This is a genomic window from Variovorax sp. HW608, assembly GCF_900090195.1.
In the GTDB taxonomy this organism is placed as follows: domain Bacteria; phylum Pseudomonadota; class Gammaproteobacteria; order Burkholderiales; family Burkholderiaceae_C; genus Variovorax.
Window position 1 is genome coordinate 5854162 of record NZ_LT607803.1, and the last position, 20041, is coordinate 5874202.

Consider the following 20041-nt stretch of genomic DNA (forward strand, 5'->3'; position numbering starts at 1 on the left):
CTATTTTCGGGGACCCCGAAAATAGTGTGAACAGGCCCTTGGTATGCCGGGATTATGGTGCGCGATGCGCCGCTTCAGGCGGCCGGTTCGGCGACACCGCCGACGACATGGCTGAAGCCGCCGTCGACATAGGTGATCTCGGCGCTGACGCCGCTGGCAAGGTCGCTCAGCAGGAAGGCAGCGACATTGCCGACTTCCTCGATGGTGACGTTGCGCCGAATAGGCGCCATCTTCGAGATCGCCGCCAGGAGCTTGCCGAAATCCTTGATGCCGCTGGCGGCCAGTGTCTTGATCGGACCGGCGCTGATGCCGTTGACGCGCATGCCCCTGGGGCCGAGCGATTCGGCGAGGTAGCGCACCGAGGCCTCGAGCGAAGCCTTCGCGAGACCCATGGTGTTGTAGTTGGGCAGCGCGCGGATCGCGCCGAGGTAGGTCAGTGTCAGCAGCGCCGACTTGTCGTTGAGATAGGGCAGGGCCGCCTTGGCCATCGCCGGGAAGCTGTAGGCGCTGATGTCGTGCGCGATCTTGAAGGATTCGCGCGACAGGCCGTCGAGGAAGTCGCCGGCAATCGCCTCGCGCGGCGCGAAGCCGATGCTGTGGACGAAGCCGTCGAACTTGGGCCAGGTCCGGGCCAGGTCGGCGAAGAGCTTGTCGATCTGCGCATCGTCCGCAACGTCGCAGTCGAAGACCAGCTTCGAGCCGAATTCGGCCGCGAATTCGGTGATGCGGTCCTTGAACCGCTCGCCCACGTAGCTGAACGCCAGTTCGGCGCCTTGCTCGTGGCAGGCCTTGGCGATGCCGTAGGCAATCGAGCGGTTGCTCAAGACGCCGGTGATCAGAAGTTTTTTGCCGGAAAGAAAACCCATGGGACGACCTCGTGAAAATCTTGGGCAGAATTCTCGCATGCGGCTTCTTTGGTGCTGGTGGCTGATGGCATGTGCGTTCCCCGCGTGGGCGGCGCACGGCTACGCGATGTGGGACGACCTCAAGTACCCGCCGGGCTTTGCGCATTTCGACTACGTCGACCCGGATGCGCCGAAGCGCGGCGAGCTGCGGCTCGTGAGCAACCTGCGCTACTCCACCTTCGACAAGTACAACCCGTTCACGATCAAGGGCGCGCCGCCGGCCTACCTGGGCAGCCTGATGTTCGATTCGCTGCTGGCCGGGTCGATGGACGAGACCGCATCCGGCTACGGGCTGCTGGCGGAGGACGTCGTCGTGTCGCCCGACCGTCTCAGCGCCACCTTCAGGCTCCGGGCGGAGGCGCGCTTCCACGACGGAACGCCGGTCGAGGCCGCAGACGTCAAGCACAGCTACGACACGCTGATCGGCCCGTACGTGTCCCCGGGCTTCAAGACGCTGCTCGAGGACGTCGAAAGCGCCGAGGTGATCGATGCCCGCACCATCCGCTACAAGTTCAGGAAGGCCAACCGCGAGCTGCCCTTGATCGTCGGTGGCCTGCCGGTCTTCGGCCGGCGATGGGGCATGGAGAACGGCAAGGCCAAGCCTTTTGACCAGGTCGTGATGGACATCCCGATCGGGAGCGGCCCCTACAAGATCGGCCCGGTGCGCTTCGGCAAGGACATCACCTATGTGCGCGACCCGAACTACTGGGCGCGCGATCTCGGCGTGCGGCGCGGCATGAACAACTTCGACCGCATCACGATCAAGATCTACAAGGACAACACCGCGCGCCTCGAGGCCCTGAAGGCGGGCGAGTTCGACATGATGAGCTTCTACTCGGCCGGCGACTGGGCACGCCGGGTCACGGGCAAGCGCTTCGATTCGGGCGAGCTGGTCAAGCGCGAATTCGAGCACCGGCTGCCTTCCGGATTCCAGAGCTATGTGCTGAACAGCCGCCAGCCGCAGCTGCAGGACCCGCGCGTGCGAGAGGCGCTCGGCCTCGCGCTGGACTACGAGTGGATGAACCGCCAGATGTTCTACAACGGTTATCCGCGCGTGCGGGATCTCTTCGGCAACACCGATTGCGCGGCCGAGGGCATGCCTTCGCCGGAGGAGCTCAAGCTGCTCGAGCGTTGGCGCGGCAAGGTGCCCGATGCGGTGTTCGGCCCGATGTACACGCCGCCCACGACCGATGGACCTGGCCAGTCGCTGCGCAACAACCTGCGGCGCGCGCGCGAACTGCTCAAGCAAGCCGGCTGGGAATACCGCGACGGCGCATTGCGCAACGCCGAGGGCGAGCCCATGGAGCTCGAATACCTCGACAGCAAGGAAGGCGGCGTGCGCACCGTCTCGCCGTGGATGCGCAATCTCGAAAAACTCGGCATCACGCTGAAGTTCGCCTCGGTCGACTTCGCGCTCTACCAGCAGCGGCTGGACAAGTTCGAGTTCGACGTCACGACGATCAACTTCCCCGGCACCCACAATCCCGGCCAGCAGTTGGCCGACATCTTCGGCAGCAAGGCCGCCAAGACCGAAAGCTCGGGCAACTACATGGGCGTGAGCAGTCCGGCGATCGATGCGCTGGTGACCGACATCGTGCGCGCCGAGACGAAGCAGGAGCTGCTTCCGGCCTGCCGCGCGCTGGACCGCGTGATCATGCACAGCCACTACCTGATCCCGCAATGGACACTGACGGCGCACCGCGTCGCCTACAACGCATGGCGGCTCGACTACAAGCCGCCGATGCCGCCGTATGCATCGGCCGAGGAGTGGATCATGACGACCTGGTGGGCCCGCGCGGGCGACCGGAGGTAGACGCACATGCTGGCCTACGTTCTGAAGCGGCTGCTGTTGTTCATCCCGACCCTGCTCGGCGTGCTGCTGGTGACTTTCGTCGTCATCCAGTTCGTGCCCGGTGGTCCGGTCGAGCAGTACCTGGCCGAGGCGAGGGCGAACGTACGCGGCGGCGGCGTCGAATCGGGCGGCTCGAACTACCGCGGCAACCAGGGCGTCGACCCCAAGCGGCTGGCGGAGATCAAGGCGCTGTACGGCTTCGACAAGCCGGCGCACGAGCGGCTGTTCCAGATGCTCGGGCAGTTCGCGCGCTTCGATCTCGGCCGCAGCTTCTTCCAGAACAAGGATGTATGGACACTGATCCTCGAAAAGCTCCCGGTGTCCATCAGCCTCGGCCTCTGGACCTTCCTGATCAGCTATGGCGTCGCGGTGCCGCTGGGCGTGGCGAAAGCGGTCCGCGCCGGCACCCGGTTCGACCTGGTGACGACGCTGCTGATCCTCGTGGGCTATGCGATCCCCGGCTTCGTGCTCGGCGTGGCGCTGCTGGTGGTCTTCGGCGGGCAGTTCCAGTGGTTCCCGCTGCGCGGCCTGACCTCGGCCAACTGGGACGAGATGAACTGGGGCGCGCGCATCGTCGACTACCTCTGGCACATCACGCTGCCGGTGACCGCGATGGTGCTCGGCAGCTTCGCCGTGACCTCGATGCTGACCAAGAACGCTTTCCTGGAGGAGATCCGCAAGCAGTACGTCCTGACCGCGCGGGCCAAGGGCCTGGGCGAGCGGCAGGTGCTCTGGAAGCACGTCTTCCGCAATGCGCTGATCCCGATCGTGACCGGGCTGCCGGCCGCGTTCATCGGCGCCTTCTTCGCCGGATCGCTGCTGATCGAGACGCTGTTCTCGCTCGACGGCCTTGGCCTCTTGGGTTACGAGAGCGTGATCCGGCGCGACTATCCGGTGGTGCTCGGCACGCTCTACCTCTTCACGCTGATCGGCCTCCTGACCAAGCTCATCTCCGATCTTTGCTACGTATGGGTCGACCCGAGGGTGAAGTTTGACTAGCGCGCCGTCCCGCCCGTCCGTGTCGCTGAGCCCGGGACGCCGCGCGTGGATGCGCTTCAAGCGCAACCGCCTGGGCTTCTGGAGCCTGGTGATCTTCGCCGCCATGGTGGTCCTCAGCCTCTTCGCGGAAGTGCTGTCGACCGACCGCCCGCTGGTGATGCGCTACGAGGGCCAGCTCTATTTCCCCGTGCTTCGCGACTATTCCGAGAAGACCTTCGGCGGCGACTTCGAGACGCCGACCGACTATCTCGACCCGTTCATCCGCGAGCGCATCACGAAGGGCGGCAACTGGGCGATCTACGCGCCCAACACCTATGGGCCGAAGACGCTCAACTACTTCGCGAAGTCGCCCAGCCCGGCAGCGCCGACCCGCGACAACTGGCTCGGCACCGACGATCGCGGGCGCGACCTGCTGGCGCAACTGATCTACGGCTTCCGGGTGAGCGTGCTGTTCGGCCTGGCGCTGACCGCCATCGGCACGGTGCTCGGCGTGGCCGCCGGCGCGGTGCAGGGCTATTTCGCCGGCAAGGTCGATCTGGCCTTCCAGCGCTTCATCGAGATCTGGGGCTCGATGCCCGAGCTCTATCTGCTGATCATCTTCAGCGCGGTGTTCGCACCCAGCGTGGCGCTGCTGCTGATCCTGCTGAGCCTGTTCGGATGGATGGGCCTCTCGGACTACGTGCGCGCCGAGTTCCTGCGCAACCGGCAGATGGACTACGTGCGCGCCGCCCGCGCGCTGGGTGTCGGCAATCTGCAGATCATGTGGCGGCACATCCTGCCCAACAGCATGACGCCGGTCGTCACCTTCCTGCCGTTCCGCATGAGCGCGGCCATCCTGGCGCTGACCTCGCTCGATTTCCTCGGGCTCGGCGTGCCGCCGGGAACGCCGTCGCTCGGGGAACTCCTGAACCAGGGCAAGGCGAACATCGATGCGTGGTGGATCTCGATTTCGACCTTCGGCGTGCTGGTGCTGACGCTGATGCTGCTCACCTTCATGGGCGATGCCTTGCGCGACGCCCTCGATCCGCGGAAGGCCGACCGATGACGCAGCCGCTGCTCGAGGTCCAGGGCCTTCGCGTCGCGTTCGGCGACAAGGAGGTGGTGCATGGCATCGACTTCCAGATCGCCCAGGGCGAGAAGCTCGCGCTGGTGGGCGAATCCGGCTCGGGAAAGACGGTCACCGCGCTGGGCCTGCTTCGGCTGGCGCAGAACGCCGACGTGACGGGCGTTGCCACTTTCGCGGACGAGGGAGGCAAAGAGGGCGGCGGCGCGCGCGATCTCCTGGCCTTGCCGGAATCGAAGCTGCGCGGCATCCGAGGCAAGGAGATCGCGATGATCTTCCAGGAGCCGATGACCGCGCTCAACGCGCTCTATCCGGTGGGCGACCAGATCGCCGAGGTGCTCGAACTGCACCAGGCCATGTCGGCGCGGGCCGCGCACGAGGCGGCGGTGCAGTTGCTCGCGGATACCGGCATTCCCGAGCCGGCGCGGCGGGCGAGGGCGTTCCCGCACCAGTTGTCGGGCGGACAGCGCCAGCGCGCCATGATCGCCATGGCACTGGCCTGCCGGCCCCGGTTGCTGCTCGCCGACGAGCCGACCACCGCGCTCGACGTCACGGTGCGGGCGCAGATCCTCGATCTCCTGACCGATCTGCAGCACAAGTACGGCATGGCCGTGCTGCTGATCACGCACGACCTCAATCTGGTGCGCCGGTTCGCGGATCGCGTCGCGGTGATGGAGGACGGGCACATCGTCGAGTACGGTGGCGTGTCGACCGTGTTCGACGCGCCGCGACATCCGTACACCCGCAAGCTGATCGACAGCCGCCCGGTGAGGGATGTGGCCCCCGTGGCGCCACGCCAGGCCGAACCGGTGCTGGCGGCGAAGTCGCTGCGCGTGATCTATCCGGTTCCACGCCCCGGCTTCAAGGGCTGGTTCCGCAAGGGGGAATTCGTTGCGGTGCAGGGCGCCGACTTCCGCATCGCGCCCGGCGAAACACTCGGCGTCGTCGGCGAGTCCGGCTCCGGCAAGTCCACGCTGGCGCTGGCAGCCCTGGGCCTGCTCAGGCACCAGGGCGAACTCGACGTCGCCGGGCGGCGCTGGAATTCGGGCGGCGCCAGCGACCGCGCGCTGCGCCGGGTGATGCAGGTCGTCTTCCAGGATCCGTTTTCGTCGTTGTCGCCCCGGATGACCGTCGACCAGATCGTCGGCGAAGGCCTGACCGTGCACGCGCCGGAACTCGACGCCGCGGCGCGCCGCGCTCGTTCGCTCGAGGTGCTGGCCCAGGTCGGACTGACGGAAGCGCAGTTCCCGGCGCTCTTGGACCGCTATCCGCACGAGTTCTCGGGCGGCCAGCGCCAGCGCCTCGCGGTCGCACGGGCACTGATCGTCGATCCGAAGCTGCTGGTGCTCGACGAGCCGACCAGCGCGCTGGACGTGACCATCCAGAAGCAGGTGCTAGGGCTGCTGCAGCGCCTGCAGCGCGAACGGGGCCTGAGCTATCTGCTGATCACGCACGATGTGGAAGTCATCCGGGCCATGGCGCACCAGGTCATCGTGATGAAGGACGGCGCGATCCTCGAATCCGGCGCTGTCGAGCGGGTGCTCGATGCGCCCGAGCATCCCTACACGCAGAAGCTGGTTGCCGCAGCGCTGGGCGATTAGGAGGATCCGAAGCGCGAATGTCGCCGATCAGCCAGTGATCCCATGCGCCGGGCGCGCCCATTAACGAGTGGAAACCGCTATTTCGTAACGCATTTGGCATATAATCCAAAGCTCACGACCAAACGGGCGGGTACCAACCGCCCGTTTTTTATTGGTCGATGCATTTCGGTGCGGCTCATGCGGGGCGGGCAGCACCGGCAGGGCAAAAAAACATTTCAAGGGCGCATACAGACACGTGGCATTGCAGCAGACAGTGGAAACAACCGTGGCCGGACTCGGCTACGACCTGGTCGAGATCGAGCGCTCGGCCGGTGGATTGCTGCGCGTCACGATTGATTTGCCGTGGAATGGCCCCAACTCAGTGGGTGCGTCAAGCGCGGCGCCCGAGCCTTTCGTGACGGTCGAGGATTGCGAAAAAGTCACTCGGCAGTTGCAGTTCGCGCTCGAGGTGGATGGGGTCGACTACAAGCGGCTCGAGGTGTCCTCCCCGGGTATTGACCGTCCGTTGCGCAATGAGCAGGATTTCGAGCGTTTTGTCGGCGAGGTGATCGACATCACGCTCAAGGCGCCGATGGGCGCCGCTGCGGGTGGGCAGGTGGCAGCCAACCGCAAGAAGTTTCGCGGCACGCTGGAGCGTGTCGCAGGCGCGGACGGTTCGCATGCTTGGCAGATCGTCTGGAGCCAGGAGCCAGAAGGCAGGCCGGCGCCCAAGCCTGGCCAGAAAGTCAGCAAGAAGCGCGCGCCCGCCCCGTTGCAGGCGCTCGGTTTTGCCTTGGACGAGTTGCGCGAGGCGCGGCTCGCGCCAATTGTGGATTTCAAGGGGCGCAGGCCCAAACCCGGCACGTTGGTGTCGGACTGAACGAGGAGATTGGTGGCATGAATCGCGAAATGTTGATGTTGGTGGATGCGATCTCGCGCGAGAAGAACGTCGAGCGCGACGTCGTCTTCGGCGCCGTCGAATCCGCCCTTGCGCAAGCGACCAAGAAGCTCTATCCGGGTGAGGTGGACATTCGTGTGGCGATCGACCGCGAAAGCGGCGACTACGAGACCTTCCGCCGCTGGCACGTGGTGCCCGACGAGGCCGGCCTGCAAATGCCCGACCAGGAAATCCTGCTCTTCGAAGCCAAGGAAGAGATGCCGGACATCGAGATCGACGAGTACATCGAAGAGTCCGTCGAGTCCATGCCGATCGGCCGCATCGGCGCGATGGCTGCCAAGCAGGTGATCCTGCAGAAGATCCGCGACGCGGAGCGCGAGATGCTGCTCAACGACTTCATGTCGCGCGGCGAGAAGATCTTCACCGGCACCGTCAAGCGCCTGGACAAGGGCGACATCATCGTCGAGGCCGGCCGTGTCGAAGGCCGTCTGCGCCGCAGCGAAATGATCGCCAAGGAAAACCTGCGCAACGGCGACCGCGTGCGCGCCATGATCATGGAGGTCGACCTCACCCTGCGCGGCGCGCCGATCATCCTGTCGCGTGCGGCGCCCGAGTTCATGATCGAGTTGTTCCGCCAGGAAGTGCCGGAGATCGAACAGGGCCTGCTCGAGATCAAGAGCTGCGCCCGCGATCCCGGCTCGCGCGCCAAGATCGCCGTGCTGTCGCACGACAAGCGTGTCGACCCGATCGGCACCTGCGTCGGCGTGCGTGGCACGCGCGTGAATGCGGTCACCAATGAACTCGCCGGCGAGCGCGTCGATATCGTGCTCTGGAGCGAGGACCCGGCCCAGTTCGTGATCGGCGCGCTGGCGCCGGCCAACGTGACCTCGATCGTCGTCGACGAGGAAAAGCATGCGATGGACGTGGTGGTCGACGAGGAGAACCTCGCGATCGCGATCGGCCGCGGCGGCCAGAACGTGAGGCTCGCCTCCGACCTGACCGGCTGGAAGATCAACATCATGGACGCCAACGAATCGGCCCAGAAGCAGGCGACCGAGACCGACGCGAGCCGCAAGCTTTTCATGGAAAAGCTCGATGTGGACGAGGAAATCGCGGACATCCTGATCTCCGAAGGCTTCACCAGCCTGGAGGAAGTGGCTTACGTGCCGATCTCGGAAATGCTCGAGATCGAGGCTTTCGACGAGGATACGGTCAACGAACTGCGTTCGCGCGCCAAGGATGCGCTGCTGACCCTGGAAATCGCCCGTGAAGAAAACGTCGAGAGCGTTTCCCAGGACCTGCGGGACCTCGCCGGGCTCGACCCGGCGCTCATTCCGAAGCTGGCCGAGGCGGGTGTGCACACCCGTGACGACCTGGCCGACCTCGCGGTCGATGAACTCACCGAGATCACCGGCCAGAGCGCCGATGACGCCAAGAACCTCATCTTGAAGGCCCGCGAACACTGGTTCGCCGGCCAAGAGTGATGGTCATGGAGGCACGAAACGAATATGTCCAGTACCACTGTCGCCGAGTTCGCCAACGAGCTCAAGAAGACTCCCGAAATCCTGCTTGACCAGCTCAAGAGCGCGGGCGTGCCCAAGGTCGCCGCAACGGATGCGCTCACCGAGGCGGACAAGCAACGCTTGCTCGGCTTCCTGAAGGCCAGCCACGGCACGGTCGAGCCGGAGCGCAAGAAGATCACGCTCACGAAGAAATCGACCAGCGAGATCAAGCAGGCGGACGCGACGGGTCGCGCCCGGACCATCCAGGTCGAAGTGCGCAAGAAGCGCACCTTCATCCAGCGCGACGACGGTCACCCGGCGGCCGCCGAAGCCGCTGCCCCGCAGGTCGAGACCCGGGCGGCTGCTGCAGCGCCCGCCGCCCCCGGTATCGACGAAGCCGAACTCGCTCGCCGCGAGGAAGAGGCGCGTCGCCAGGCCGAATTGATCCGCCGCCAGGAAGAAGAGCTCGCAGAGAAGCGCCGCCTGCGCGAAGAAGCCGAGGCGCGCGAGCGCGCCCGCGCCGAGGAAGCCGAACGCGCGGAACAGGAAGCCAAGGCGGCTGCCGCCCAGAAGAAGGCCGCGGAAGCCGCTGCTGCGGCGGCCGTCACCGCGGGTGGCCCCGAAGCGGTCGAGGAAGCGCCGGCAGAGTCGGATCGCAAGGCTGCGGAACCCGCCCCGGTGCAAGTCAAGGAAGATGCCAAGGCCAAGGCTGCCGCCGAGTCGAAGGCGCGCGCCGAGGAAGAGGCTGCACGCGCCCGGGATCTCGACGAGCGTCGCCGCAAGGCGCTGGCTGAAGCCGAGGCCATCCGCGCGATGCTGAACGCGCCGGCGCGCGTGCTGGTGCCGAAGGCGCCCGAAAAGCCCGCCGCCGCGCAAGCCAAGGCAGGGGTCAAGGGCACGCTGCACAAGCCGACCGCGCCTGCCGCCCGTACGGGTGCGCCGGCCGCGGCGGCGGGCGCACCGGCGCCTGCCGCCCCCGCGGGTGCTGCCGGAGCCGGCAAGGAAGTGAAGTCCGCCAAGCTCTCGTCGAGCTGGGCCGGTGACACAGCCAAGAAGAAGGAAATCAAGACCCGTGGCGACGCCAGCGGTGGCGTCGGACGCGGCAACTGGCGCGGTGGCCCGCGCGGCCGGCGCGGCAACGACCGCAACGGCATCGAGGAACGTGCGCCGGCGCCGCCGGTCGAGGCACGGGTGCTCGAAGTGCACGTGCCCGAGACCATCACGGTCGCCGAGCTCGCGCACAAGATGTCCATCAAGGCGTCGGAAGTCATCAAGCAGTTGATGAAGCTCGGCCAGATGGCGACCATCAACCAGTCGCTGGACCAGGACACCGCGATGATCATCGTGGAGGAAATGGGCCACAACGCCGTGGTTGCGGCGCTGGACGATCCCGAAGCCTTCACCGACGAGGACGTGTCGGCACAACAGGCCGAGGCGCTGCCGCGCGCACCGGTCGTGACCGTGATGGGCCACGTCGACCACGGCAAGACCTCGCTGCTGGACTACATCCGCCGCACCAAGGTCGCCGCGGGCGAAGCCGGTGGCATCACGCAGCACATCGGTGCCTATCACGTGCAGACGGATCGCGGCATGGTCTCGTTCCTGGATACCCCGGGCCACGAGGCGTTCACCGCCATGCGTGCGCGCGGCGCCCAGGCGACCGACATCGTGATCCTGGTGGTCGCCGCGGACGACGGCGTCATGCCGCAGACCAAGGAAGCCATCAAGCACGCGAAGGCCGCCAAGGTGCCGATCGTGGTGGCGATCAACAAGATCGACAAGCCCGATGCCAACCTCGACCGCGTCAAGCAGGAACTGGTGGCCGAGGAAGTCGTGCCCGAAGAGTACGGCGGCGACACGCCGTTCGTGCCCGTGTCCGCCAAGACGGGGCAGGGCGTGGACGACCTGCTCGAGCAGGTCCTGCTCCAGGCTGAAATCCTGGAACTCAAGGCGCCGGTGGATGCCGCCGCCAAGGGTCTGGTCATCGAAGCGCAGCTCGACAAGGGCCGCGGTCCGGTGGCGACGGTGCTGGTGCAGTCCGGTACGTTGAAGACCGGCGACGTGGTGCTCGCGGGTTCGACCTACGGGCGCGTTCGCGCCATGATCGACGAGGACGGCAAGCCCGTGAAGACCGCCGGCCCGTCGATCCCCGTCGAAATCCAGGGCCTGACGGAAGTGCCGCAAGCCGGCGACGAGTTCATGGTGATGGGCGACGAGCGCCGCGCGCGCGAGATCGCGACCTATCGCGCGGGCAAGTTCCGCAACACCAAGCTCGCGAAGCAGCAGGCGGCCAAGCTGGAGAACATGTTCGCGGACATGACCGCCGGCGAAGTCAAGACGGTGCCGATCATCATCAAGGCCGACGTCCAGGGCTCGCAGGAAGCGCTCGCGCAATCCCTGCTCAAGCTCTCGAACGAAGAGGTCAAGGTGCAGGTCGTGTATGCCGCCGTGGGTGGCATCAGCGAATCGGACATCAACCTCGCGATCGCTTCCAAGGCGATGGTCATCGGCTTCAACGTGCGTGCCGATGCCGGCGCGCGCAAGCACGCCGAAGGCAACAACATCGAGATCCACTACTACAGCATCATCTACGACGCGGTGGACGACCTGAAGACGGCGATGGCCGGCATGCTGGCTCCGGAGCGGCGCGAAGAGGTCATCGGTTCGGCCGAGATCCGCACCGTGTTCGTGGCGTCCAAGATCGGTACGGTTGCGGGCTGTATGGTCACCTCGGGTTCGGTCAACCGCAACGCGCATTTCCGCCTGTTGCGCGACAACGTGGTGATCTACACCGGCGAGCTGGAATCGCTCAAGCGCATGAAGGACGATGTGCGCGAAGTGCGCGAAGGCTTCGAGTGCGGTATCAAGCTCAAGAACTACAACGACATCAAGGAAGGTGATCAGCTGGAGTTCTTCGAGATCAAGGAGATCGCGCGTACGTTGTAAGGTGCGACGCTTGCGATTGTTCAAATGCCGAAGAGAAAAGCCGCAACCCCCAACCGCGCCTTCAAGGTCGCCGATCAGATCCAGCGCGATCTGACGGAGCTGATCGCGCGCGAGTTGAAGGACCCGCGGGTCGGCATGGTGACGATCCAGGCCGTCGAGGTCACGCCCGACTACGCGCACGCGAAGGTCTTCTTCAGCCTGCTCGTGGGCGATCCGGTGGAGACGACCGAGGCGCTGAACCAGGCGGCGGGCTTCCTGCGCAACGGCCTGTTCAAGCGTCTGCACATCCACACGGTGCCGACGCTTCACTTCCAGTTCGATCGCACGACCGAGCGCGCCGCCGACATGAATGCGCTGATCGCGCAGGCCGTCGCTTCCCGTTCCAAAGACGACTGAAGATGAACGCGCCACGCACACGGGTGCAGCGGCGCCCTGTGCACGGGGTGTTGCTGCTCGACAAACCGCTGGGTCTGTCCAGCAACCAGGCCCTGCAGAAGGCCAAGTGGCTGCTGCGCGCCGAGAAGGCCGGGCATACCGGCACGCTGGACCCCCTCGCGACCGGTGTGCTGCCGCTGTGCTTCGGCGCCGCCACCAAGTTCAGCCAGCTCCATCTGGATGCGGACAAGACCTACGAGGCCGTGGCCCGCCTGGGCGTCAGGACATCGACCGGCGATGCCGAAGGCGAAGTGATCGAGCGGCGCCCGGTCGCCGTCGACGAGGGCGATCTGGCGCGGGTGCAGGCCCGCTTCACCGGCCCGATCCGCCAGGTGCCGCCGATGCACAGCGCCCTCAAGAAGGACGGCAGGGCGCTGTACGAATATGCCCGCGAAGGCCTCGAAGTCGAACGCGCCGCGCGCGACGTCGTGATCCACAGCCTTTCGATCACCACCCAGCCGGGCAGCGACGACATCCACATCCGGGCCACCGTCAGCAAGGGCACCTACATCCGCACGCTCGGCGAGGACATCGGCGAAGCCCTCGGTTGCGGTGCCCACCTCGTTGCCTTGCGGCGCATCGCCACCGGCGGCTTCCATGCCAGCCAATGCGTGACGCTGGAGGCCTTCGAAGCCATGGACGAAAGCGAACGCCTTGCCCGCCTCCTGCCCGCCGAGTCGCTGGTGGCCGATCACACCCGTGTCACGCTCGGTGCGGAAGATGCCGGTCGCTTCCTCTCCGGCCTTCGCCGGCGCGGTGGCTGGTCCGATTCCCCGGCCGTGGCCGTGTTCGGCGACCGGCCTCGCACCTTCCTCGGCACCGCCCACGTGAAGGCGGGCGAACTCATTCCGGGGCGCTTGCTGAGCCCCATCGAAATACAGCAAACACTATTGACCGAAGCGACACCATGAGCACCAATCAGATTCGCAACATCGCCATCATTGCCCACGTCGACCATGGCAAGACCACGATGGTCGACCAGCTGCTGCGCCAGTCGGGCACCTTTGCCGAGCACGAGAAAGTGGTCGACACCGTGATGGACAACAACGCCATCGAAAAAGAGCGCGGCATCACGATCCTGGCCAAGAACTGCGCCGTGACCTGGAAGGGCACGCACATCAACATCGTGGACACCCCCGGGCACGCGGACTTCGGCGGCGAGGTGGAGCGTGCGCTGAGCATGGTCGACGGCGTCGTGCTGCTGATCGATGCGCAGGAAGGCCCGATGCCGCAAACGCGCTTCGTGACCAAGAAGGCGCTGGCCCTGGGCCTGAAGCCGATCCTGGTCGTGAACAAGGTCGACAAGCCCGGCGCACGTCCGGATCACGTGGTCAACGCCGCCTTCGACCTGTTCGACAAGCTGGGCGCCACCGACGAGCAACTCGACTTCCCCGTGGTCTACGCCTCGGGCATCAACGGCTGGTCGTCGCTGGAAGAAGGCGCGCCGGGCGAGCAGTGGGGGCCGGACATGTCGGCGCTGTTCGACACCGTCCTCAAGCACGTGCCCGCGCACGCCGGCGATCCCGACGCACCGCTGCAGCTGCAGATCTCCGCGCTCGACTTCTCGACCTTCGTGGGCCGCATCGGCGTGGGCCGCGTCAACGCGGGGACCATCAAGCCGATGATGGACGTCGTCGTGATGGAAGGGCCGGACGGCAAGGCGATCAAGGGAAGAGTCAACCAGGTGCTGACCTTCCAGGGCCTGGATCGCGTCCAGACCAAGGAGGCGGGCCCCGGTGAAATCGTGCTGATCAACGGCATCGAGGACATCGGCATCGGCGTCACGATCACCGATCCGGCGAAGCCGGCGCCGCTGCCGATGCTCAGGATCGACGAGCCGACCCTGACGATGAACTTCTGCGTCAACACCAGCCCGCTCGCCGGCCGCGAAGGCAAGTACGTCACCAGCCGCCAGATCTGGGACCGCCTGCAGAAGGAACTGCAGCACAACGTGGCGCTGCGCGTGAAGGAAACCAACGAAGAAGGCGTCTTCGAAGTGATGGGCCGCGGTGAACTGCACCTCACCATCCTGCTGGAGAACATGCGCCGCGAAGGCTACGAGATGGCGGTCTCCAAGCCGCGCGTGGTGTTCCGCGACATCGAAGGCGTGCGCTGCGAGCCGATCGAGCTGGTGACCGCCGACATCGAGGAACAGCACCAGGGCGGCGTGATGCAGGCGCTCGGCGAGCGCAAGGGCGACCTCGTCAACATGGAGCCGGACGGCAAGGGCCGCGTGCGCCTCGAATACCGCATTCCGGCGCGCGGCCTGATCGGGTTCAGCAACGAATTCCTCAACCTGACGCGCGGTTCGGGCCTGATCTCCAACATCTTCGACGGCTACGAGCCGCACAAGGGCGAGATCGGCGGCCGCAAGAACGGCGTGCTGATCTCGATGGACGACGGCGAGATCTTCACCTACGCGCTGGGCAAGCTGGACGATCGCGGCCGCATGTTCGTGCGCGCCAACGACCCGGTGTACGAGGGCATGATCGTCGGCATCCACAGCCGCGACAACGACCTGGTGGTCAACGCCACGCGCACCAAGCAGCTCACCAACTTCCGCGTCTCGGGCAAGGAAGACGCGATCAAGATCACGCCGCCGATCGATCTCACGCTGGAGTACGGCGTGGAGTTCATCGAGGACGACGAGCTGGTCGAGATCACGCCCAAGAGCGTGCGCCTGCGCAAGCGCTACCTCAAGGAACACGAGCGCAAGCGCGCCTCGCGCGAGACCGCCTGATGCATGCCGGAGGTCGTGGTTTGACCCATGGCCGTGCCGCCTGGCTGATGGTCGCCGTGACCCTGATGTGGGCCACGGCCGGACTGGTCACTCGGCATCTGGAGCACGCGCGCAGCTTCGAAGTGACGTTCTGGCGCAGCTTCTTCACGCTGGTGGCGCTGCTCGTCATCCTGCCGCTGTGGCAGGGGCCGGCGGTGTTCGCCAAGATCCGCCGCGGCGGGCGCGAGCTGTGGATCTCGGGCCTCTGCTGGAGCGTGATGTTCACCGCCTTCATGGTGGCGCTCACGCTGACCAGCGTCGCCAACGTCCTCGTGACGATGGCCGTCGGGCCGCTTCTGACCGCGCTGGCCGCGCGGATCTTCATCGGCCACAAGCTGCCTGCCCGCACCTGGGCCGCGATCGTGCTGGCGGGCCTGGGCATCGGCTGGATGTACGGCACGCAACTGGGGGAGGGCCTGCTCGTCGGCACGCTCGTGGCCTTGTGCGTGCCGCTCGCGGCGGCGTGCAACTGGACGGTGGTCCAGCATGCGCATGCGAAAGGCCATGACATCGACCTCGTGCCGGCAGTGCTGATCGGCGCGGCCATCTCGGCGCTGGTCACCTTGCCGCTGGCCTGGCCGTTCCAGGCGAATGCGCACGATCTGAGCCTGCTGGCCTTTCTCGGCCTGGTGCAGCTTGCGATCCCATGCGTACTTTCGGTTATCTGCGCCCGCGTGCTGAAGGCGCCCGAGGTGTCGCTGCTCGCGCTCCTGGAAGTGATCTTCGGCATTGCGCTCGCCTGGGTCGGCGCCGGCGAGGAACCGCCGTCCAGCGTGCTGACCGGCGGCGCCCTCGTGATCGGCGCATTGGTGTTCAATGAACTGCTCGGCCTGCGCGAGCGCCGCGTTCCCGGTGCGGCGCTGAGCGGAAGTTCCTGAACTAAGGGCAATCACTGATCCCCGGACCTGGACTGCCACGTTGATTCATTTTTCGAAGGAAGGTATTGATGCGACTTTCATCCACTCTTCTGGCTTGTGCCCTGGCCGCCGCGCCGTTTTGCGCTTCGGCGCAGGTGTCGGTCAACATCAACGTGCCCGGCCTGATAACGGTGGCGCCGCCTGCGCCGCGCTACGAGCCGCTGCCGCCGCCGCGCGTGGGCTATGTCTGGGTGCCGGGGGCCTGGCAGTACCGCCACGACGCCTACGCCTGGCAGCAGGGCTACTGGCAGCCCGCCAGGCCGGACTACGTCTATGCGCCCGGCCGCTGGGTGCAGGCCCAGGGCGGATGGCGCTGGGTCGAGCCCGAATGGAAGCCGGGCAAGGCGAAGGGGCATCATCAGGACTTCGACGGTGATGGCTATCACTGCCCTCCGGGACAGGCGAAAAAGGGCCGGTGCTGATCCGTCCCCTGCGAACGAAAAAAAAGGCCGGTTGCGACCGGCCCTTTTCTTTTGCATCGCCTCGGCTCAGGGGCGCGCGACCTTCCAGACGCCCAGCATCCCGTCGCCGGTCTTGTCGCCGGGCTTGGCGTCCTTCGACCAGTAGTACAGCGGCGAGCCCTTGTAGGCCCACTGCTTCTTGCCGTCATCGCGCGTGATGATCGTATAGGCGCCCATGGGCTTGGCCGTGTCGGCCACCGGGAGCGGCGGCCAGTTGGCGGCGCACGGACCGTTGCAGGCCGATTTGCCGCTGTTGGGCGCGTCACGGTCGAAGGTGTAGAGCGTCATGCCCGTCGGGCCGATCAGCACGCCGTCGGCGGTGCGGGTGGGCGTGTCGGCTGCGGGTGACATGCTTCCGCAACCGGCAAGCAGGGCGGCGGCAAGGATCGAGGCGCTGAACAGTTTCATGAAGTTTTCTCCTTCGGTTGAAAAAAATGGGGCGCGAAGCCGCAGTCTATCCATCGGCCTTTTCAAGCTGGCGGTGGACCACGGTGGCGAGACCGAGCAAGGCGTCCCGCGAGAGCGGGCCGGTCAGTGCATAGCCGAAGCCGCGGTCGACCCAGTAGAAGCTGGGGACCGGGCCGTCGGCCGAGAAGCGGAAGGCTGTTTCGTCGCCGCGTGAAGCATCGGCCCCGGCACCCAGGCTGCCGATGTAGAGGGTGAGCCGCTCGCCACCGGCCCGCTCGAACATGAACTGCGCGCGTGCGCCTTCATTGCCCGGCAGCAGGCGTCCGCCGACCAGCGTGTAGCCCTGCGCCGTGAGATCGGGCACGCGCAAGGGCCTGTCGAGCCGCCTGGACAGCCATTGGACGAGATGCTGCTGTTCGGCCGCGGCCACCTCGACCGGGTGACGCTTCTCCGGCGCATAGACGACGTGCGCGACGGCGGCGGCATGAACGAACTCGCGGGCCGCCGGCGAACGCGCCAACATCGACCCGGTGCCGGAACCCGTCCATTGCGCATTGGCCAGCCAGCCGGCGCCAAAGGCAAGCGCAATACCTGCGGCCATGCCGCCCCAGCGCGCCCATCGCGCCTTGTGCGCCTGCGAGCGTGCGGCCCGCCGCGCCGCGGCCAGCAAGGTCGGCGGAATCGGCTCGTCGAGCACCTCGCGATGCAACTCTCGCAAGGCGTCGCGCTCAGCCTGCCATTCGGGCGAGGCGTCATCGAAGGGAGCTTCGGTGGTCTTCATGATGTGGGCCGGCTACTTGAGGCGCCGCAGACCGGGACGGCCCGTGACCGGCGGCGGCGCTGCTTCCATCAGTTCTCTCAGACGATCGCGTGCCCGCGAAAGTCGAGACATCACCGTGCCCACCGGAATGCCGAGCACCTTGGCCACCTCTGCATAGGAAAGGTCTTCCAGCGCGACCAGCAGCAGCACCGCGCGCTGGTCTTCCGGCAGCAGCAGCAGGCAGCGCTGCAGATCGATGGCCTGGTCGCGATGCGAGTCGACGACCCGCAGTTCGTGGACCACGTCGTCGAGGTCGACCGCGCTGCGTGCCGGCGCGCGGCGGACCTGGCTCGCGAAGACGTTGTGCATGATCGTGAAGAGCCAGGCGCGCAGATCGGTGCCGACACGCCACAGGCGCCATTTGCTGCAGGCGCGCTCGAGCGTGTCCTGCACGAGGTCATCGGCGGTCCAGGCGTCGCCGGTCAGCGCGCGGGCATAGCGGCGCAGGCTCGGGATGTGCTGGACGATGGCGCTGGAATCCATGGATGCAGTTGGGCTGATGCTGCATGAACGCCGGCGACCCGGCGTTTATTCCATGGCCTCAAAAAAAATCAGCTGGCGTCCTTCAGGACGCGCCGCTTCAGCGGCTTCGCGGGGTTGCCGCCGTAGACGGTCCATGGTTCGAGCGACCGGAAGGCGACGCTGCGTGCGCCCAGCACCGCGCCTTCGCCGACTTCCACGCCGGGGCCGACGAAGGCCTCGGCCGCGATCCAGGCCCGCGGACCGATCGTGATCGGCCGTGCGATCAGCTGGAAAGCGCTCGACGAGATGTCGTGGGTGCCGGCGCAGAGGTGCGCCCCTTGCGAGACCAGTGCGCCGCGGCCCAGCGAGATCGGCGCCATGTTGTAGCAGGTCACCCGCTCGGCCAGCAGCGCGCGATCCGCGAGATGCAGATGAGGGGGATACCAGACCCTCGCACTGCCGCGCACGTCGCTCGCCTCGCCCAGCCTGGCGCCGAAGAGCTTCAGCAGGAAGCGGCGCCAGAAGCTCATCTGCGGCGGCGTCCAGGACGCGAGGACGGCCCAGGTCACGTTCCAGACGGCGCGCAGGATCCGGTTGCCCAGCGAGAAGCTCGGGCCGCCTTCGAGCGGATTGACGCGCGAGGCGTCCAGGGGTTGCAGCGCCATCCGGGGTTCCTCAGCGGGTTCGGTTCTTCATGGCCCGTTCGACTTCACGCTTGCCTTCGCGATCCTTGATGGTGTCGCGCTTGTCGTGCTCGGCCTTGCCCTTCGCCAGCGCGATCTCGCATTTGACCTTGCCGGCCTTCCAGTGAAGGTTGATCGGAATGAGCGTGTAGCCCTTCTGCTCGACCTTGCCGATGAGCCGGCGGATCTGGTCCTTGTGCAAAAGCAATTTCTTGGTGCGCACCGAATCGGGATGGATGTGGGTCGATGCCGAGCGCAGCGGATTGATCTGGCAGCCGATGACGAAGAGTTCGCCCTCGCGGATCACGACGTAGCCGTCGGTCAGCTGCACCTTGCCTTCACGCAGCGACTTGACCTCCCAGCCTTCGAGCACCATGCCGGCCTCGAAGCGCTCCTCGAAGAAATAGTTGTACGCGGCTTTCTTGTTGTCCGCGATCCGGGAAGAGGGGTCCTGCTTTTTCTTTGTGGCCATGAGGAATCAAGTGAGGTCGGCATGGCTTCAATACAATCCGTCGCGCACGCTGTGCCCATTCTATGAAAACAGTCCACAAGTCCATCCTCATCTGGTACAGCGCCGATGAGATGTACGCCCTGGTCACCGACGTGGCCAAGTATCCCGAGTTTCTCCCGTGGTGCGACCGCTCCAAGGTGATCGAGCAGGACGACTTCGGCATGACGGCCGAAGTCGGCCTGGCCTTCAGCGGCTTCCACCAGAGCTTCACCACGCGCAACACCCATGTGCCGGGTCGCGAGGTGCATCTGAAGCTCGTCGACGGGCCGTTCTCGAACCTCGAAGGGGTCTGGAAGTTCACGCCGGTCGGAGAGAACGGCGAGCGCGCCTGCCGCGTCGAACTCAACCTGAGCTACGGCTTCAACAGCATCGCGCTGCAGACGCTGGTCGGCCCGGTGTTCGACAAGATCGCCTCCAACCTGGTCGAAGCCTTCGTGAAACGCGCCGAGCACATCTACGACACTGCCTGATGTTGCGAGTGACACTGGTGTGCTCGCCCGCGCCGCGGGAAGTGTTCGAAGAGATCCTGAGCCTGCCCGAAGGCGCAACCGTGCGCGATGCGGTCCTGGCGAGCGGGCTTGCCGCGGCCCATCCGGCCTTCGATTGGCAGGCGGCCGCGCCGGGCATCTGGGGGCGGGCGGTCGAATGGACCCAGGCGCTCGCCGATCTCGATCGCGTCGAACTCTGCCGCCCGCTCGCCGTCGACCCCAAGGTGGCGCGGCGCGAGCGCTTCAAGCAGCAGGGAGCCCGTGGGACCGGGCTGTTCGCACGTCGCCGCAAAGGCGGCAAGGCGGGGTATTGAGTGGTCGCCGCAGGGCGG

At 66.2% G+C, this 20041-nt stretch carries 20 protein-coding genes; 14 read left to right on the plus strand and 6 right to left on the minus strand.

Going from position 1 to position 20041, the window contains the following annotated elements; genetic code table 11:
• Positions 1 to 74: 74 nt before the first annotated feature.
• A complete protein-coding gene (gene fabI, locus VAR608DRAFT_RS27680; RefSeq protein WP_088956986.1) occupies positions 75 to 866 on the minus strand; it encodes an enoyl-ACP reductase FabI in 792 nt (263 codons plus the stop codon).
• A 37-nt stretch (positions 867 to 903) separates the two neighbouring features.
• On the opposite strand from fabI, the gene VAR608DRAFT_RS27685 reads away from it, so the two are divergent.
• The 12 genes from VAR608DRAFT_RS27685 to VAR608DRAFT_RS27740 all read left to right on the plus strand — a co-directional run bounded on the left by VAR608DRAFT_RS27685 (position 904) and on the right by VAR608DRAFT_RS27740 (position 16298).
• Positions 904 to 2718 carry an extracellular solute-binding protein gene (locus VAR608DRAFT_RS27685; protein WP_088956987.1) on the plus strand — a complete coding sequence of 605 codons (1815 nt, stop codon included), beginning with the start codon at positions 904 to 906 and terminating at the stop codon, positions 2716 to 2718.
• Between the two features lie 6 nt (positions 2719 to 2724).
• The gene (locus VAR608DRAFT_RS27690) at positions 2725 to 3756 is read left to right on the plus strand and encodes a microcin C ABC transporter permease YejB (protein ID WP_088956988.1); all 1032 of its coding nucleotides are present in this window, start codon (positions 2725 to 2727) and stop codon (positions 3754 to 3756) included.
• Positions 3749 to 4801 carry an ABC transporter permease gene (locus VAR608DRAFT_RS27695; RefSeq protein WP_088956989.1) on the plus strand — a complete coding sequence of 351 codons (1053 nt, stop codon included), beginning with the start codon at positions 3749 to 3751 and terminating at the stop codon, positions 4799 to 4801. Before VAR608DRAFT_RS27690 ends, VAR608DRAFT_RS27695 begins: the two co-directional genes overlap by 8 nt.
• Positions 4798 to 6420 (plus strand): ABC transporter ATP-binding protein, encoded by a 1623-nt coding sequence (locus VAR608DRAFT_RS27700; RefSeq protein WP_088956990.1) that lies wholly within the window; start codon positions 4798 to 4800, stop codon positions 6418 to 6420. The genes VAR608DRAFT_RS27695 and VAR608DRAFT_RS27700 overlap by 4 nt, the downstream gene beginning before the upstream one ends.
• A gap of 235 nt (positions 6421 to 6655) precedes the next feature.
• The gene (rimP, locus tag VAR608DRAFT_RS27705) at positions 6656 to 7279 is read left to right on the plus strand and encodes a ribosome maturation factor RimP (protein ID WP_088956991.1); all 624 of its coding nucleotides are present in this window, start codon (positions 6656 to 6658) and stop codon (positions 7277 to 7279) included.
• A 17-nt stretch (positions 7280 to 7296) separates the two neighbouring features.
• Positions 7297 to 8781 (plus strand): transcription termination factor NusA, encoded by a 1485-nt coding sequence (gene nusA, locus VAR608DRAFT_RS27710; protein WP_088956992.1) that lies wholly within the window; start codon positions 7297 to 7299, stop codon positions 8779 to 8781.
• 24 nt (positions 8782 to 8805) lie between these two features.
• Entirely contained in the window at positions 8806 to 11745 is a 2940-nt protein-coding gene (gene infB / locus VAR608DRAFT_RS27715; RefSeq protein WP_088956993.1) for a translation initiation factor IF-2, read from the plus strand.
• Between the two features lie 24 nt (positions 11746 to 11769).
• Positions 11770 to 12141, plus strand: a complete 372-nt coding sequence (gene rbfA, locus VAR608DRAFT_RS27720; protein WP_068685509.1) for a 30S ribosome-binding factor RbfA — start codon at positions 11770 to 11772, stop codon at positions 12139 to 12141.
• 2 nt (positions 12142 to 12143) lie between these two features.
• Positions 12144 to 13091, plus strand: a complete 948-nt coding sequence (truB, locus tag VAR608DRAFT_RS27725; protein WP_088956994.1) for a tRNA pseudouridine(55) synthase TruB — start codon at positions 12144 to 12146, stop codon at positions 13089 to 13091.
• On the plus strand, positions 13088 to 14920 hold the full coding sequence (gene typA, locus VAR608DRAFT_RS27730) for a translational GTPase TypA (RefSeq protein WP_088956995.1): 1833 nt from the start codon (positions 13088 to 13090) through the stop codon (positions 14918 to 14920). Before truB ends, typA begins: the two co-directional genes overlap by 4 nt.
• A complete protein-coding gene (locus VAR608DRAFT_RS27735) occupies positions 14920 to 15837 on the plus strand; it encodes a DMT family transporter (protein WP_088956996.1) in 918 nt (305 codons plus the stop codon). The genes typA and VAR608DRAFT_RS27735 overlap by 1 nt, the downstream gene beginning before the upstream one ends.
• A gap of 68 nt (positions 15838 to 15905) precedes the next feature.
• Complete coding sequence (locus VAR608DRAFT_RS27740) at positions 15906 to 16298, plus strand: YXWGXW repeat-containing protein (RefSeq protein WP_088956997.1); 393 nt, start codon at positions 15906 to 15908, stop codon at positions 16296 to 16298.
• 66 nt (positions 16299 to 16364) lie between these two features.
• On the opposite strand, the gene VAR608DRAFT_RS27745 is transcribed toward VAR608DRAFT_RS27740, so the two are convergent.
• From VAR608DRAFT_RS27745 to smpB, 5 genes are all read right to left on the minus strand, one after another.
• On the minus strand, positions 16365 to 16745 hold the full coding sequence (locus VAR608DRAFT_RS27745) for a COG4315 family predicted lipoprotein (protein ID WP_088956998.1): 381 nt from the start codon (positions 16743 to 16745) through the stop codon (positions 16365 to 16367).
• Between the two features lie 46 nt (positions 16746 to 16791).
• A complete protein-coding gene (locus VAR608DRAFT_RS27750) occupies positions 16792 to 17526 on the minus strand; it encodes an anti-sigma factor family protein (protein ID WP_088956999.1) in 735 nt (244 codons plus the stop codon).
• Positions 17527 to 17538: 12 nt separating this feature from the next.
• On the minus strand, positions 17539 to 18048 hold the full coding sequence (locus tag VAR608DRAFT_RS27755) for an RNA polymerase sigma factor (protein WP_088957000.1): 510 nt from the start codon (positions 18046 to 18048) through the stop codon (positions 17539 to 17541).
• A 68-nt stretch (positions 18049 to 18116) separates the two neighbouring features.
• A complete protein-coding gene (locus VAR608DRAFT_RS27760) occupies positions 18117 to 18692 on the minus strand; it encodes a putative colanic acid biosynthesis acetyltransferase (RefSeq protein ID WP_088957001.1) in 576 nt (191 codons plus the stop codon).
• A 10-nt stretch (positions 18693 to 18702) separates the two neighbouring features.
• Complete coding sequence (gene smpB, locus VAR608DRAFT_RS27765) at positions 18703 to 19182, minus strand: SsrA-binding protein SmpB (RefSeq protein ID WP_088957002.1); 480 nt, start codon at positions 19180 to 19182, stop codon at positions 18703 to 18705.
• Positions 19183 to 19244: 62 nt separating this feature from the next.
• Between smpB and VAR608DRAFT_RS27770 the strand changes: the two genes are divergently transcribed.
• Together VAR608DRAFT_RS27770 and VAR608DRAFT_RS27775 are read left to right on the plus strand one after the other, a co-directional pair.
• Entirely contained in the window at positions 19245 to 19691 is a 447-nt protein-coding gene (locus VAR608DRAFT_RS27770) for a type II toxin-antitoxin system RatA family toxin (RefSeq protein ID WP_088957003.1), read from the plus strand.
• On the plus strand, positions 19691 to 20023 hold the full coding sequence (locus VAR608DRAFT_RS27775; RefSeq protein ID WP_088957004.1) for an RnfH family protein: 333 nt from the start codon (positions 19691 to 19693) through the stop codon (positions 20021 to 20023). The genes VAR608DRAFT_RS27770 and VAR608DRAFT_RS27775 overlap by 1 nt, the downstream gene beginning before the upstream one ends.
• Positions 20024 to 20041 lie beyond the last annotated feature (18 nt).

What these genes read in the sequence shown, in the direction of transcription:
- VAR608DRAFT_RS27760 (WP_088957001.1), bottom strand. Translation starts at nt 18,692, where the DNA reads ATGGCGCTGCAACCCCTGGACGCCTCGCGCGTCAATCCGCTCGAAGGC.
- VAR608DRAFT_RS27755 (WP_088957000.1), bottom strand. Translation starts at nt 18,048, where the DNA reads ATGGATTCCAGCGCCATCGTCCAGCACATCCCGAGCCTGCGCCGCTAT.
- VAR608DRAFT_RS27770 (WP_088957003.1), top strand. Translation starts at nt 19,245, where the DNA reads ATGAAAACAGTCCACAAGTCCATCCTCATCTGGTACAGCGCCGATGAG.
- VAR608DRAFT_RS27685 (WP_088956987.1), top strand. Translation starts at nt 904, where the DNA reads ATGCGGCTTCTTTGGTGCTGGTGGCTGATGGCATGTGCGTTCCCCGCG.
- rbfA (WP_068685509.1), top strand. Translation starts at nt 11,770, where the DNA reads ATGCCGAAGAGAAAAGCCGCAACCCCCAACCGCGCCTTCAAGGTCGCC.
- truB (WP_088956994.1), top strand. Translation starts at nt 12,144, where the DNA reads ATGAACGCGCCACGCACACGGGTGCAGCGGCGCCCTGTGCACGGGGTG.
- VAR608DRAFT_RS27750 (WP_088956999.1), bottom strand. Translation starts at nt 17,526, where the DNA reads ATGAAGACCACCGAAGCTCCCTTCGATGACGCCTCGCCCGAATGGCAG.
- VAR608DRAFT_RS27735 (WP_088956996.1), top strand. Translation starts at nt 14,920, where the DNA reads ATGCATGCCGGAGGTCGTGGTTTGACCCATGGCCGTGCCGCCTGGCTG.
- nusA (WP_088956992.1), top strand. Translation starts at nt 7,297, where the DNA reads ATGAATCGCGAAATGTTGATGTTGGTGGATGCGATCTCGCGCGAGAAG.
- infB (WP_088956993.1), top strand. Translation starts at nt 8,806, where the DNA reads ATGTCCAGTACCACTGTCGCCGAGTTCGCCAACGAGCTCAAGAAGACT.
- VAR608DRAFT_RS27775 (WP_088957004.1), top strand. Translation starts at nt 19,691, where the DNA reads ATGTTGCGAGTGACACTGGTGTGCTCGCCCGCGCCGCGGGAAGTGTTC.
- fabI (WP_088956986.1), bottom strand. Translation starts at nt 866, where the DNA reads ATGGGTTTTCTTTCCGGCAAAAAACTTCTGATCACCGGCGTCTTGAGC.
- VAR608DRAFT_RS27745 (WP_088956998.1), bottom strand. Translation starts at nt 16,745, where the DNA reads ATGAAACTGTTCAGCGCCTCGATCCTTGCCGCCGCCCTGCTTGCCGGT.
- smpB (WP_088957002.1), bottom strand. Translation starts at nt 19,182, where the DNA reads ATGGCCACAAAGAAAAAGCAGGACCCCTCTTCCCGGATCGCGGACAAC.
- VAR608DRAFT_RS27740 (WP_088956997.1), top strand. Translation starts at nt 15,906, where the DNA reads ATGCGACTTTCATCCACTCTTCTGGCTTGTGCCCTGGCCGCCGCGCCG.
- VAR608DRAFT_RS27700 (WP_088956990.1), top strand. Translation starts at nt 4,798, where the DNA reads ATGACGCAGCCGCTGCTCGAGGTCCAGGGCCTTCGCGTCGCGTTCGGC.
- VAR608DRAFT_RS27690 (WP_088956988.1), top strand. Translation starts at nt 2,725, where the DNA reads ATGCTGGCCTACGTTCTGAAGCGGCTGCTGTTGTTCATCCCGACCCTG.
- typA (WP_088956995.1), top strand. Translation starts at nt 13,088, where the DNA reads ATGAGCACCAATCAGATTCGCAACATCGCCATCATTGCCCACGTCGAC.